Annotated in this window: 8 protein-coding genes; 5 read left to right on the top strand and 3 right to left on the bottom strand. The window is 51.4% G+C overall.

What is annotated here, in order from left to right; all coding sequences use genetic code 11:
• The 3 genes from L6H65_RS01580 (at nt 1) to L6H65_RS01570 (ending at nt 4201) form a co-directional block, all read left to right on the top strand.
• Nucleotides 1-1182 carry a murein hydrolase activator EnvC family protein gene (locus L6H65_RS01580; protein ID WP_236338559.1) on the top strand — a complete coding sequence of 394 codons (1182 nt, stop codon included), beginning with the start codon at nt 1-3 and terminating at the stop codon, nt 1180-1182.
• Between the two features lie 153 nt (nt 1183-1335).
• A complete protein-coding gene (locus tag L6H65_RS01575; RefSeq protein WP_236338558.1) occupies nt 1336-2808 on the top strand; it encodes a S41 family peptidase in 1473 nt (490 codons plus the stop codon).
• A gap of 103 nt (nt 2809-2911) precedes the next feature.
• Nucleotides 2912-4201, top strand: coding sequence for a PDZ domain-containing protein (locus L6H65_RS01570; protein ID WP_236338557.1), 1290 nt, complete (start codon nt 2912-2914; stop codon nt 4199-4201).
• 141 nt (nt 4202-4342) lie between these two features.
• Here the strand turns inward: L6H65_RS01570 and L6H65_RS01565 are convergent, their stop codons facing one another.
• The 3 genes from L6H65_RS01565 to L6H65_RS01555 form a co-directional block, all read right to left on the bottom strand.
• A complete protein-coding gene (locus L6H65_RS01565) occupies nt 4343-4798 on the bottom strand; it encodes a hypothetical protein (RefSeq protein ID WP_236338556.1) in 456 nt (151 codons plus the stop codon).
• 464 nt (nt 4799-5262) lie between these two features.
• Nucleotides 5263-6036: an OmpA/MotB family protein gene (locus L6H65_RS01560; RefSeq protein ID WP_236338555.1), complete on the bottom strand. Its 774-nt coding sequence runs from the start codon at nt 6034-6036 to the stop codon at nt 5263-5265.
• The gene (locus L6H65_RS01555) at nt 6020-6814 is read right to left on the bottom strand and encodes a flagellar motor protein (RefSeq protein ID WP_236338554.1); all 795 of its coding nucleotides are present in this window, start codon (nt 6812-6814) and stop codon (nt 6020-6022) included. Before L6H65_RS01555 ends, L6H65_RS01560 begins: the two co-directional genes overlap by 17 nt.
• 294 nt (nt 6815-7108) lie before the next feature.
• Between L6H65_RS01555 and uvrB the strand changes: the two genes are divergently transcribed.
• Nucleotides 7109-9109 carry an excinuclease ABC subunit UvrB gene (gene uvrB, locus L6H65_RS01550; RefSeq protein WP_236338553.1) on the top strand — a complete coding sequence of 667 codons (2001 nt, stop codon included), beginning with the start codon at nt 7109-7111 and terminating at the stop codon, nt 9107-9109.
• A gap of 186 nt (nt 9110-9295) precedes the next feature.
• Nucleotides 9296-12181: an excinuclease ABC subunit UvrA gene (uvrA, locus tag L6H65_RS01545; RefSeq protein WP_236338552.1), complete on the top strand. Its 2886-nt coding sequence runs from the start codon at nt 9296-9298 to the stop codon at nt 12179-12181.
• The last annotated feature ends 313 nt before the right edge of the window (nt 12182-12494 follow it).

Here is a 12494-nt window from a genome sequence, read left to right as displayed (position 1 = left end):
ATGGTTAACGTGAGAAAAGCACTCGCCACCCTGACCGTTATTGTATTCGCAGCCTTTATCTTTCAACCATTCGGTGGGGAAGCCGCCTCTCAGGTGGACAAGATCAATAAAGAATTGGCTAAGGTCCGTCAAGATATTGCGGATGCCAAGAATAGCCGTACAGAAGCGGAGAAAGAACGCGATTCGGTACTCGCACAGAAGGAAGAGACTGCCAAAACAATCAATGAGCTGCTGGTGGAGCTTGACAGTGTGGGCACTCAAATGATCGATATGCAGCAGCAGATTGCAGCGCGGGAAGCAAGCCTGCTTCAGGCGGGGGAGGATCTTCAGGCAGCTGAAGAACGGCTGGCCAATCAGGACGTGCTGCTTCAATCCCGTGTCCGTTTGATGTATACGAAGGGTTCTGTTTCCTATTTGGACGTTCTGATGAGCGCTACAAGCTTTTCCGACTTCCTGGATCGGTTCGACGCTCTTAAATCCATACTTGGTCAAGACCGTGAACTGCTTGAGAACTATAACCATGAGAAGGAGCTCATCGCTGCCAAGAAGCAGGAAATCGAGGGGGCGCTCGATGAAGTGCGGGTAATGTATGGCAAGCTTGACAGCTACAAGACACTTTTGGTTAACAAGGAAAGCCAGAAGGAAGTGATGATTCTTCAGTTCAACGAAAAGGTTGAAGAGCTGGAGGAGATCAGCGAGAAGTCGACGGAGCAATTGATGCAGCTGGCCAAGACAGAAGCGGACCTTGAGGAGAAGAAGCGGAAGGTGAAGACCTATTATACCGGTGGGTCGCTGGCCGTTCCACTGAAAGACAGCTATACGCTTACTTCTGGCTTTGGGACCCGTATTCACCCGATTTCCGGCAAGCGGAAGTCGCATAACGGCATTGATATGGCTGCTCCCAAAGGTACGTCGATCTATGCAGCGGAATCTGGTGTCGTCATCGTTGCGCAATGGTGGAGCGGTTATGGATATTGTGTCATCATTAATCATGGCGCGGGATTATGGACGCTCTACGGCCATATTCGCAAGGATGGCATCATGGTAGAGAAGGGGCAAACTGTCAAGCGCGGACAGAAAATTGCCGAAGTAGGCAGCACAGGCATATCATCTGGCAATCATCTTCACTTCGAGGTTCGCAAGGATCAGACTCCGGTTAATCCGAACAGCTATTTGAAATAAAATTTAAATAAGGCTCCATTTTATGATGCCGTACCCACAACGCAAATAAATGGGTGCGGCTTGTCATATACTAGGAGGGTTCGTGTTCGTGAGATTCAATAGATAGATGCAGTGGGATAGTTAAGAGTAATGACTTTTTAAGGTGGTGATAACGTGCAATTCAAAGGACGCACAGTTGCGGCGTTTATTTTACTGGCCATTGCAGCTACAGCGCTGGTGACATTGTCCTTCGCTGACCGTTGGATATTGTTGGAGGGTGGAGGTACGGCAGCAGGCGCAGCCTCTTCTGATTCTAATCGCGGGGTCGCCATCAGCGAGAAGGAGCTTGGCAAGCTTAATGCAGTCGTCGAGCTGATTGAGACTAAATATTTTCGCGATATTGACCGAACGAAGATTCTCGACGGGGCAGTCAAGGGAATGATGGAATCGCTCGGAGATCCTTATTCCGTCTATATGGAGAAGGATATGGCGCAGCATTTTTCCGAGTCGGTGGAAGGTTCGTTTACGGGAATCGGAGCTGAAGTATCCTTGGTGGATAACAAGGTTACGGTTGTATCGCCTATTAAAGGCTCTCCCGCTGAGCGCGCAGGCGTCCAGGCCAAAGATATACTGCTCTCAGTCAATGGCGAGAAGCTCGATGGGCTGACCCTGAATGATGCTGTTGCCAAAATCCGCGGCCCTAAGGGAAGCAAGGTGAAGCTCTCCATTCAGCGCACTGGTGCATCTCAACCCATTCAGCTTGTCATTATTCGTGACGATATTGACTATGAGACGGTATATGCGCATTACCGCAAGGAAGATGGCGTTGGCGTCATCGAAATCAGGCAATTCTCGCTGAATACGGGTGAACGGTTCGAAGAAGAGCTTGCGAAGCTTGAGGAGCAGGGAATGAAAGGGCTCGTCATCGACGTGAGAAGCAATCCTGGCGGAGTGCTGCCTGTCGTTGTTTCAGTCGCGCAGCCTTTCATATCGAAAGGAAAGCCGATCGTACAGGTGGAGGATCGAAAAGGAGAACGCGACAAAACGTTGTCGCAAGGTACAGGCAAGAATTACCCTGTTGCCGTACTTATGAACAAGGGCAGCGCAAGCGCTTCTGAAGTGCTGGCAGGCGCGCTAAAGGAAGGAGCCGGAGCGATACTCGTCGGCGAGACGACCTTTGGCAAAGGAACGGTGCAGGTGAGCTACGATAAGGCGACGGGCGATGGCAGCTTGCTGAAAATGACGATTGCCAAATGGCTGACTCCACTCGGCAATTGGGTTCATGAGAAAGGGCTGAAGCCTGACGTCGAGGTGCTGCCTCCGGATTACTATACCGTGGCTCGCTTGTCCAAGGCCAAGACGCTTGTAGTGGATACGATCGATGAAGATATCCGCAGCATGCAGATCATGCTTGCCGGACTGGATTACGAGAGTGATCGCAAGGATGGCTATTTCAGCCTCGCCACTGAGAAGGCCGTGAAGGCATTCCAGAAGGATGCAGGCCTTCCAGTGACCGGCAAGGTAGATAAGAAGACAGCCGAGCAGCTGGAGATGAAGCTTCTCGACAAAATAACGGATGAGAAGAATGACGTGCAGCTGGCCAAGGCGGTAGACGTCTTGAAGGAGAAACTCGGAAACGGCAAGTAGTCCAGGCAGGATTTTATAAAGCTGGTGTCGAACATGTAGAAGGTTGAAGCTGCGAAGGTATCGCGGCGCAGCCTTCTTTTTTTTGCGAGAGGGAGTGGAGACATTGGATGCTGCACTGGAAGTGCTAAGCCAGGCGGGATCAGCGGCGTTGCAATTGCTGATATCCCCGTTCTATTATGTGGCGGTGCTGCTTATTATGCTTCAATATATGAGACAAACCCGGCTGGAGCGCAAGCTGTTCCATGTCCGGCTTCATGCTTGGCCCAGAACGCTTGCAAAAACGATGCTTGCCGGATTAATCGTAGGCGTGATCGCTTCTTGTGCGGGGCTGTTTCTAGGCGTCTCAGTGACAGGGGAGTCTGTCATTTGGATGTGGGGAACTGCTGCGCTGCTGGCATTGATCCGCGTGAGGTACTTATGCTTCGCATATAGCGTTGGCTTGCTTGGCGTTCTGCAGTGGAGCTTGAGCTGGTTCCCGTCGTTGTCGGAACGGGGAGATTGGCTGGGCGGTGCAGCCGCATCTCTGGGCCGTCTGGACATACCGGGGCTGCTCGTTCTTGTGGCGCTTATGCATGTGGCGGAAGCGCTGCTGGTTCGCTGGCAGGGCGCCCGATTCGCCAGTCCGCTATTTCTGGAGGGCAAACGGGGCAAGCTCGTTGGCGGCTATGCGCTGCAGGGCTATTGGCCCGTGCCTATGCTGATGCTCGTACCGGCTGCGGGTGGAGCAGATGCTGCGCTGCCGTGGGCGACTTTGCTTGGCGATGGGGTTCTCGGAAACGGATGGACGATGGTTGGATTCCCGATGATGATCGGGTTTACGGAATTGACGAGAACGCTGCTGCCTGAAGCCAAGGCGCGCGGCGCTTCGCAAACGCTGCTTCTATACGGGCTTGCCGTGGCCGCGCTGGCGATTGGCGCGGCATTCTGGCCGCCGCTCACAATCGTTGCTGCCTTGGGTGCGCTGCTGCTTCATGAGCTGCTGCTCGTCATCAGCTTTTTGAAGGAAGAGGCCAGAAGCCCTCTCTATGTACACGATGACCGAGGCTTATGCGTATTGGCGGTCATACCAGGCACGCCGGCAGAGGCGATGGGCATTCTCGCAGGCGAGATTCTGCACAAAGTAAACGGCGTAAGAGTGCGCAGAATCGAAGAGCTGTATGCCGCCCTGCACGTAAACTCCGCTTTCTGCAAGCTGGAGGTGCTGAATCATGAAGGGCATATCAAGTTTGTGCAGCGGGCGAGATATGCGGGTGAGCACCATCAGCTTGGCGTCATACTGGCCCCGGACGAGAAGGCCGGCTTTTATGCAGCGGCGCGTCCTGCTTCATTGCTTGATCTGATTAGGCGGGGCCGACTTGCAAGACAGAGGAAAGGGACGTCGGCCTCTTCATAGGCGGCAGCTTGCAATTGAAAGTGCCTTGGCGGTCCAGTAGGTTATCACAGTAACAGTAGTTAGGTATAGTAAAATGGCTGAACAGTCGCGAGCTGTTCAGCCATTTTTGTGAAGAAAACTTATTTCATGTAAAGCGGCGGGTTAGAAGTTATTGTAGCATGGGGTAGATTCAGAAGAAGAAGTAACCGTGAACGTTTCAGAAACAACAGGCATTGAGATGGTAATGGTTGGCGAGTATCTGGTTACAAATGTGCGTAAATACGCCTTGTAAGTTCCCGTAGGAAGGCCGCAGGGGCGGCTGCTGGTGGTGTAAAAAGTTGTGCCTGGATTAATATGGCCGGCATTGATCAATTTATAATGGACCTCAGAGCCGCCCACGATTCGGTAAATATCAATCGTTCCTGATGTATTTGTTGTACTATAGGTTGAGGGCGTGAATATCGGATATACAGTCCATGAAAAAGTATCATAGGAAAAAGTCAGACTTGCGGTCCCGGTAGGGCCGCTTGCCGTCCCCGCCTGAGCGGTTATTGGCGCAAACACCATGCATAGGACCAATAATGCCATCATCCAAAACTTTGGTTTTCCAGCTTTCATTAGATCACCGTTCCTCTCAAATTTGTAGAATCGTTATTGCCGTCCACTGTCCACATCTCGTTGCTGCCTGTGCGCACACTTGAATAGCAATCATCGCTCGTTTTCGATCACCGCCTTATTTCGCAATCATGCAGCTGCAGCCATAATATAGCACATGCCATGAAATCCAGATATGATCGTTAACTACTATTTTAAAGCGCTTACATGTTGTCGAAAATGCGAATGTTATCATTCCTTACGCCTATAACAAAACAAGCCCGGTTAGTACCGGGCTTGCAGAAGGCTAGTGCTATTGGCTGCAGGACAAGCGAAAGTTGATCACGAGTATGAACACATGTGGACCGGAAGATTCGTGGTTATGGGAGCGCGCGATGTGACGTGGCGTGGAATCGCATGACGGCTCGGGTCGACCGACCGCCGTCATGCAGCGAAGCACCGCGCGCTGGGAGCTCCGCGCTCGTCTGCTACCTGCCCCGCAGCACTGTAATTTCAACACGGCGATTCTTCTGGCGGTTCGCTTCGGTCGTGTTCGGAGCCACTGGCCGGGTGTCACTGTAACCGGCAATCTTGAATTTCTTCGGCTCCAGCTTCGTTTGATCGACGAAATATCGGAGAACGGCAAGCGAGCGTCCTGCTGATAATCCCCAGTTGTCCTGAAAGGTTCCGCCTTTTTGAATAGGGAGATTGTCGGTATGTCCTTCAATGCTGATGGTGTTGTCGAGCTGTTTGAACAGGCTGGCTAGCCTGGCAAGGACGGGAGATGCATCCTCCTTCAGATCGGCTTTGCCGAGATCGAACAGAAATTTATCGGATAGCCGGATCGTAATTCCTTCAGACGTATCTGCGACAAAGACAAGCTGCTCCAGATGGTTCGCCTTGACATACGATTGAATGACCTTGTACAGATCTTGAAGGTCCTGCTCCATCTGTTTCTTCTTCTCTTCCAAACGCTCTTTATCCGGATCGTCGACCTTCTCGGAGGTTTCAGCCGGCTTAGGCTGTTTAGCTGGATCAAGCCCCCCTGTTACGCCTGAGCCCATCTCCAATATGGTGTCTGATTTGCGGAACTCGAAATGAAGCGATTGGGCCAGCACGTCATATTTGCGAATGTCAATCTGGCTCATGGCGTAGAGGACGACGAAAAAGATCATTAACAGCGTAATTAGATCCGCATATGTAATGAGCCATCGTTCATGATTTTCTTGTACAGCGCGTTTCCGCCTACTTCTTCGACGCATTGGCTTCCACCTTCTTCGCTCTTGGATTTTCCGGCTCCAGCAGCATAAAGGAAGTCAGTTTTTTGCGAATCAGTTGAGGGTTCTCGCCTGCTTGCAAGCCCAGTATGCCTTCAAGCATCAGCTCAAGCAGCTGAACATGCTCCTGCGTGTTCGTCTTAATCTTCGAAGCGAGCGGCAAGTAGATGACATTGGCGCTGGCAACGCCGTACAGAGTAGCTGTAAAAGCGACGGCAATGGACGGACCGAGCGCGCCGGGATCAGCGAGATTGCCAAGAACGTGGATCAAGCCCATAACGGTACCGATGATTCCCATCGTAGGGGCGTAGCCGCCCGCAGCTTCGAATATTTTGGCCTGTCCTTCGCGCTTGCGTTCCACGGCATCGATTTCAAGCTCCAGTATTTGCCTCGTCAGCTCAGGGTCAGTGCCGTCAACGACCATAAGCAACCCATTGCGGAGGAAGGGGACATCTACCTCGACAGCTTGATTCTCCAGAGCAAGCACGCCTTCACGGCGGGCAATCGTAGCCATATCCACGATTCGGTCAATCATCATGTTTGGATCGATGTCGGATTTGCCGAATGCAAACCGCAGGGAATCGGGAATCAGCTTCAGCTTGCTTAACGGGAAGCTAACGGCGACCGCAGCGAACGTTCCTCCGAAGACGATGAGCAGAGCCGTTTTTTCGAAGAGACTCTCTACATGCCCGCCATCCCATATAAACCCCAGCAATAGCGCAAGCAATCCCGTAATAATGCCAATAACAGTTGTTACATCCATTTGAAACCTTCACACTCCATCTCATAATTGTACCGTTATAATCCCATAAACGCCCGTCTTTGGTATGAATAAGAACGATTGCATCGCAAAGCCAAAATCGGTATAATTGATGGGAACACATATTCTTATGCGAATCGATGAAAGGCATATACAGCCAATGCGTCGAAATCTTAGATGTCGGACGAAGAATGACCCATGCAAATTAGGCGTACTGTCTATTTTATCGGGATAAATGGGTATACAAGTAAATAGGTCTTTATTCATAGATACTATAGGACTGGGGTGTAAGAAGTCATGTCTGATAAAGAAATGAAGCCCGGCACATTTGTGCTGAAATCTGATTACACGCCGCAAGGGGACCAGCCAGAGGCTATTAATCGGCTTACCGCTGGCATTCAAGAGGGGGCGAGGCATCAGACGCTGCTGGGCGCTACGGGAACAGGCAAGACGTATACGGTCGCGAATATCATTGCCAGATTGAATCGGCCTACGCTTGTTATCGCGCATAACAAAACGCTTGCCGCACAGCTTTGCAGCGAATTCAAAGAGTTTTTCCCTGACAATGCTGTTGAATATTTCGTCAGCTACTACGACTACTACCAGCCAGAAGCCTACATTCCATCCTCTGATACCTTTATCGAGAAAGATTCCAGCATCAATGATGAGATTGACAAGCTGCGCCACTCCGCCACCAGCTCCTTGTTCGAACGCCGAGACGTTATTATCGTGGCCAGTGTATCCTGCATATACGGATTGGGATCGCCAAGCGAATACGGAAGCATGGTTCTCAGCCTGCGTACAGGAATGGAGAAGTCGCGCGATGAGATTCTGCACAAGCTTGTAGATATACAGTATTCACGCAATGATATTAACTTCGTGCGGGGAACCTTTCGTGTGCGGGGTGATATTATTGAAATATTCCCGATTGCGAACAACGAGCGGGCTATTCGTGTGGAGCTGTTCGGCGATGAGATCGAGCGGATTACCGAGATCGACGTCCTGACCGGAGAAATTATAGGCGAACGCGAGCATATAGCGATATTTCCGGCCTCTCACTTTGTGACGCATGAGAACACGATGCGAGTTGCGGTTAAGAACATTGAAGCAGAGCTTGAGGAGCGGCTGGCCCAGCTAAGAGATCAGAATAAGCTGCTGGAGGCTCAGCGGCTGGAGCAGCGCACACGCTATGATATCGAGATGATGCAGGAGATGGGCTTCTGCTCTGGCATTGAGAACTATTCGGGTCCGTTGACATTCCGGGAGCGGGGCGCGACACCATACACATTGATGGACTTTTTCCCAGAGGATATGCTTATCGTCGTCGACGAGTCGCATGTCTCGCTGCCTCAGATTCGGGCCATGTACAACGGCGACCGTGCGCGAAAGGAAGTGCTGGTCGATCACGGCTTCCGACTTCCTTCGGCGATGGACAACAGACCGCTCAGATTCGAGGAGTTTGAAGAGAAGATCAAGCAGATCATCTACGTATCAGCGACACCGGGACCTTATGAGCTTGAGCATTGTCCGACGATGGTGGAGCAGATTATCCGTCCAACGGGCCTGCTTGATCCTGTCATCGAAGTGCGCCCGACAAAAGGGCAAATAGATGATTTGCTAGGCGAGATACGCGATCGGATTGCAAAGGATGAGCGTGTGCTTGTAACGACGCTTACGAAGAAGATGGCGGAGGATTTGACCGATTACATGAAGGAAGTCGGCATTAAGGTCCGCTACCTGCATTCTGATATAAAGACATTGGAGCGGCTCTCTATTTTGCGTGATTTGCGTCTGGGCGTGTTCCATGTGCTGGTAGGCATCAACCTGTTAAGAGAAGGTCTTGATTTGCCTGAGGTGACGCTGGTTGCCATACTCGATGCGGACAAGGAAGGATTTCTCCGTTCGGAGCGTTCGCTTATTCAGACGATTGGGCGAGCAGCTCGGAATTCGGAGGGGCGCGTCCTTATGTACGGTGACAAAATGACCGATTCTATGGTGCGTGCCATCTCCGAGACGGACCGCCGCCGAGCCATCCAGATTGCACATAATGAGAAGCATGGCATTACGCCAATGACAATTCGCAAGAAAGTGCATGCGGTTATCGAAGCGACCAAGGTCGCGGAGCAGAAGAGCGATTATTTGACGGGCTCAAGCCTCGACAAGATGTCGAAGAAAGACCGTCAGACGCTTGTCCAGCGTCTCGAAGCGGAGATGAAGGATGCTGCGAAAAACCTGCAGTTCGAACGGGCGGCAGAGCTTCGCGACGCGCTGCTTGAGCTTCGAGCGGAGATGGGATAGGAACAGGATTGGCAAAGTAGATGCTTACGATGCAAGTTTTCCTGCGGAAAACAAAGTAAATGCTTACGATGCAAGTTTTCCTGCGGAAAACAAAGTAAATGCTTACGATGCAAGTTTTCCTGCGGAAAACAAAGTAAATGCTTACGATGCAAGTTTTCCTGCGGAAAACTTTTAGGAGGAAAAATAGTGGCTAGTGATTTCATTGTTATTAAAGGGGCGAGAGCCCACAATTTGAAAAATATCGATGTGACCATTCCGCGTGACAAGTTCGTTGTTTTGACAGGCTTGAGCGGGTCAGGCAAATCATCGCTTGCATTTGATACGATTTATGCTGAGGGTCAACGCCGCTATGTGGAATCGTTGTCGGCGTACGCCCGTCAATTTCTGGGCCAGATGGAGAAGCCGGATGTGGACTCGATCGATGGATTGTCGCCAGCCATCTCTATCGATCAGAAGACGACGAGCCGCAACCCGCGTTCGACGGTCGGTACGGTTACGGAAATTTACGATTACTTGCGGCTGCTGTTTGCCCGTGTCGGCAAACCGCACTGTCCTGAGCACGGTATCGAGATTACATCACAGACCGTAGAGCAGATGGTGGACCGGATTATGGAGTACCCCGAGCGGACGAAGCTGCAAATACTCGCGCCGATCGTTTCGGGCCGCAAGGGCGAGCATACGAAGCTGCTGGCAGATATTCAGAAGCAGGGGTTTGTTCGTGTCCGTGTTAACGGCGAGCTGCGTGAGCTTAGCGAGAAGATCGAGCTGGAGAAGAACAAGAAGCACAGCATTGAGGTCGTTGTTGACCGTATTGTTGTGAAGGAGGATATACACAGCCGTCTGGCAGATTCTATCGAAACTGCGCTCAAGCTGTCGGAGGGTCAGGTGCTTATTGATGTGATGGAGAAGGAGGAGCTGATGTTCAGCTCCAACCTGGCTTGTCCGTCATGCGGATTTAGCATTGATGAATTGGCCCCGCGGATGTTCTCATTCAACAGTCCTTTCGGAGCATGTCCAGAATGTGATGGTCTGGGTGTCAAAATGATCGTTGACCCTGACCTGCTTGTGCCTGATAGAAGCAAGTCGATTGAGGAAGGCGCGTTTGAAGCGTGGGCGGGAAGCACATCCAACTACTACCCGCAGTTCCTTGATTCGGTATGCAAGCACTACGGTATTCCCAAGGATGTTCCGGTCAGCGAGCTATCAGCCGAATATATGAAGAAGTTGTTATATGGCACAGGGGGAGAGCGCGTTCGCTTTCGCTACGAGAACGATTTTGGACATTCCAAGGATGCATACGTGCCCTTCGAAGGTATCGTGAACAATCTGGAGCGCCGTTATCGGGAGACGGGCTCAGATGGCATTCGCGAGCATATTGAGCAGTATATGAGCGCCAAGCCATGCGGAAGCTGCAAGGGCAATAGACTGCGCAAGGAAAGTCTGGCTGTCACCATAGGACAGCAGAACATTGCTTTCGTATCCTCGCTTTCCATAGGTGAAGCCCAGCGTTTCTTCGACTCGCTGGAGCTGAGTGAGAAGGAGCGAACAATTGCTAATCTTATTCTGAAGGAGATCAGCAGTCGTCTCGGTTTTCTTGTGAATGTCGGCTTGCAGTATTTGACGCTCAGCAGGGCGGCAGGCACGTTGTCAGGCGGAGAAGCGCAGCGGATTCGGCTGGCAACACAGATCGGTTCCAGCCTGATGGGTGTGCTGTATATTCTGGATGAGCCTAGTATCGGTCTTCATCAACGGGATAATGACAGGCTAATTCAGGCATTGGAGCATATGCGGGATCTTGGCAACACGCTTATCGTCGTCGAGCATGACGAGGATACGATGCTTGCCGCGGATTATATCATCGATATTGGACCAGGTGCGGGCATCCATGGCGGGCAAGTAATGTCCAAGGGAACACCACAGGAAATTATGGCGGATGAAGGCTCATTGACCGGCGCCTATTTAAGCGGACGCAAATTTATTCCCGTTCCATTGGAGCGTCGCAAAACAGCCGATAAGTGGCTGGAGGTGCGTGGAGCGAAGGAGAATAATCTGCGTGGCATGAATGTGAAGATTCCGCTAGGCGTATTCGCTGCTGTCACAGGCGTATCCGGCTCAGGCAAATCAACGCTGGTGAATGAAATTTTATACAAAACACTTGCGCGAGATCTGAACAAGGCCAAGGTTCGTCCAGGAGAGCATAAGGAAATTCGCGGCTTGGAGCATATTGAGAAAGTCATTGATATCGACCAGTCGCCCATCGGCCGAACACCGCGCTCCAACCCGGCCACGTATACTGGTGTTTTCGATGATATACGCGATTTATTCGCCACCCTTAATGAATCCAAGGTGCGGGGCTACAAGAAAGGCCGCTTCAGCTTCAACGTGAAGGGCGGCCGTTGTGAATCTTGCCGTGGAGACGGCATCATCAAGATTGAGATGCATTTCCTTCCGGATGTTTATGTGCCTTGCGAGATATGCAAGGGCAAACGCTACAATCGCGAGACGCTCGATGTGAAGTATAAAGGGAAGAGCATTGCCGATATTTTGGAGCTGACCATAGAGGATTCCTGCGACTTTTTCAAAAATATTCCGCGTATTCATCGTAAAATGCAAACCCTGCTTGATGTCGGGCTTGGTTATATGAATCTTGGTCAACCGGCAACCACGCTCTCCGGCGGAGAAGCGCAGCGGGTGAAGCTGGCAGCGGAGCTGTATCGCAGAAGTACAGGCAAGACGTTGTATATTCTTGACGAGCCGACTACTGGCTTGCATGTGGATGATATCGACCGACTGCTTATCGTGCTTCATCGCTTGGTAGATTCGGGAGAGTCTGTATTGGTTATCGAACACAATTTGGATGTCATCAAGACAGCAGATTATTTGATCGATTTGGGTCCAGAGGGCGGCAGCGGCGGCGGAGAGATCGTTGCTGTAGGCACGCCTGAGCAAGTGGTCAAGGCAGAGGGCTCCTATACGGGCAGCTATCTGAAGCCGATCCTTTCGCGTGATCGCGAGCGGACGATTGCTGCACAGCAAGCGGCAGAAGGCGTTGCGGCTGGGCGGTCAGAGTAAGGAGCGAACAGCGGCAGGATAATGACGCACGAGGCTTGGCTGCCGACGTGTGATCGAGCACCGCGCGCGGTGCGGGCTGTAGGGTATGATCATATAACGGCGACGAGGGCTGTTTCCAAAGTAGGATACTACTAAGGGACAGCTTCTTTGCTTTAAGCAGAACGAGAGGTCGCTCGTACCTTTCGCAAGGAACAGTGTAATACTTGTTGGCAGCAGATGATCATTTTATAGCAGTGTATGGAGGCATAATTGAAAAAAAATCCTCTGCACGGAGCTCAAGAGCTCACATGCAGAGGATTCATGCTTGAGAAGG

The organism is Paenibacillus plantiphilus, assembly GCF_927798095.1.
In the GTDB taxonomy this organism is placed as follows: domain Bacteria; phylum Bacillota; class Bacilli; order Paenibacillales; family Paenibacillaceae; genus Paenibacillus_Z; species Paenibacillus_Z plantiphilus.
The sequence above is the reverse complement of the archived record's forward strand: the minus strand, read 5'-3'. Positions and strand labels throughout refer to the sequence as shown.